This window comes from Rhodovibrio sodomensis (assembly GCF_016583645.1).
Lineage (GTDB): Bacteria > Pseudomonadota > Alphaproteobacteria > Kiloniellales > Rhodovibrionaceae > Rhodovibrio > Rhodovibrio sodomensis.
On sequence record NZ_NRRL01000082.1, the window covers coordinates 1 to 2,500 of the forward strand.

A 2,500-nucleotide genomic window follows, 5' to 3' on the forward strand; every position below is an offset into this window, starting at 1 on the left:
GGTCGGAAATGACGCGGCGGGGGGAGGGGGCCCGGCTTGCGGGGGTTTGCGCTTGAAAGACCTGGCGGCGACCTACTCTCCCGCATCCGTTGATGCAGTACCATCGGCGCTGGCGGGTTTCACGGCCGAGTTCGGGATGGGGTCGGGTGTGTCACCGCCGCCATGGCCACCAGGTCGTTCGAGCGCCCGTCCGGGTCCGTGCGCGGCTGGCGCGCGGGGGACGGCCCGGGTCGGCCCGGGTCCGCTGCCCTGGCGGGTGCGGCCCCGATCGGGAGGGGGCCTGTCCGCGTGGGCGGTCGATTGGGATGACGTTGGGTCGCGTCTTGAGCCGGTCGGGTTGGGCTTGGCTTGGCGTCGCGCCGGGGTGCGGGGTTTACCGCTGTGCGCGAGGCAAGCTCCGGGATCAAGCCGATCGAGCGATTAGTACCGGTCAGCTTCACGCATTGCTGCGCGTCCACCTCCGGCCTATCGACGTGGTGGTCTACCACGGCTCTGATAGCGAGACCTGGTTTTGAGGGGAGTTTCCCGCTTAGATGCTTTCAGCGGTTATCTCGTCCGTACGTAGCTACCCGGCGATGCGGCTGGCGCCACAACCGGTCCACCAGAGGTACGTCCATCCCGGTCCTCTCGTACTAGGGACAGCTCCTCTCAGGTCTCGAACACCCACGGCAGATAGGGACCGAACTGTCTCACGACGTTCTAAACCCAGCTCACGTACCACTTTAATCGGCGAACAGCCGAACCCTTGGGACCTGCTCCAGCCCCAGGATGTGATGAGCCGACATCGAGGTGCCAAACCTCCCCGTCGATGTGGACTCTTGGGGGAGATCAGCCTGTTATCCCCGGCGTACCTTTTATCCGTTGAGCGATGGCCCTTCCACGCGGGACCACCGGATCACTATGACCGACTTTCGTCTCTGCTCGAGCCGTCGCTCTCGCAGTCAGGCAGGCTTATGCCATTGCACGCATCAGCTGATTTCCGACCAGCCTGAGCCTACCTTCGCGCGCCTCCGTTACACTTTGGGAGGCGACCGCCCCAGTCAAACTACCCACCATGCAGGGTCCCGGACCCGGATCACGGGCCGCGGTTAGGTACTAGAACGCGCAAGGGCGGTATTTCAAGGGCGGCTCCACGGCTGCTGGCGCAGCCGTTTCCAAGCCTCCCGCCTATCCTACACATGCACGCCCTAGTACCACTGCAAAGCTGTAGTAAAGGTGCACGGGGTCTTTCCGTCTGACCGCGGGGACTCCGCATCTTCACGGAGAATTCAATTTCGCTGAGTCGGCGTTGGAGACAGTGGGGCAGTCGTTACGCCATTCGTGCAGGTCGGAACTTACCCGACAAGGAATTTCGCTACCTTAGGACCGTTATAGTTACGGCCGCCGTTTACCGGGGCTTCGGTTCGGAGCGTGAACTCCTCCCCTTAACCTTCCGGCACCGGGCAGGCGTCAGACCCTATACGTCGCCTTGCGGCTTCGCAGAGCCCTGTGTTTTTAGTAAACAGTCGCCGCCCCCTGGTCTGTGCCCCCACCCACCGGTTGCCCGATGGGTGGGCCCCCTTCTCGCGAACTTACGGGGGCAATTTGCCGAGTTCCTTCAACGCCGTTCTCTCAAGCGCCTCGGTATACTCTACCAGCCCACCAGAGTCGGTTTCGGGTACGGTCAGTATCGTGGCGGCTGTTTCCTGGAACTCGCCGGCTGCCGGATCAATCCGATCAGACCCGACAACGTTTTGAATTCGTCACCTGCCACTGGCTCAGGACTATTAACCTGATTCCCATCGACTACGGCTTTCGCCCTCGTCTTAGGGGCCGGCTCACCCTGCGCGGATTGACCTTGCGCAGGAACCCTTGGGCTTGCGGCGGGAGTGGTTCTCACACTCCTTGTCGCTACTCATGTCAGCATTCGCACTTCCGATACCTCCAGGATCCCTCGCGGGTATCCCTTCACAGGCCTACGGAACGCTCCGCTACCGCGCATGACCGTTGGTCATGCACCCGCAGCTTCGGTGGGTGGCTTGAGCCCCGGTACATTTTCGGCGCAGGACAGCTTAACTAGACCAGTGAGCTATTACGCTTTCTTTAAAGGATGGCTGCTTCTAAGCCAACCTCCTGGTTGTCTTGGCCGTCCCACATCCTTTCCCACTTAGCCACCACTTCGGGACCTTAGCTGGCGGTCTGGGCTGTTTCCCTCTCGTCCACGGACCTTAGCACCCATGGACTGTCTGCCACGGTCGAGCTCGCCGGTATTCGGAGTTTGGTTAGGTTTGGTACCCCTCGCGGGGCCCTAGCCTATCCAGTGCTCTACCCCCGGCGGCCAAGCCGTGACGCGCTACCAAAATAGCTTTCGCGGAGAACCAGCTATCTCCAGGTTTGATTGGCCTTTCACCCCTAGCCACAGATCATCCGCCGATTTTGCAACATCGGTCGGTTCGGCCCTCCAGTGGGTGTTACCCCACCTTCAGCCTGTCCATGGCTAGATCACCTGGTTTCGGGTCTG

The 2,500-nt window shown here is 61.6% G+C and carries 2 rRNA genes (1 of these 2 cut by a window edge); both read right to left on the bottom strand.

From position 1 onward, the window contains the following. Window positions 1-59: 59 nt before the first annotated feature. A 5S ribosomal RNA gene (gene rrf, locus CKO28_RS19990) occupies window positions 60-174 on the bottom strand. 225 nt (window positions 175-399) lie between these two features. Continuing rightward, window positions 400-2,500, bottom strand: a 23S ribosomal RNA gene (locus tag CKO28_RS19995) (it continues 662 nt past the right edge of the window).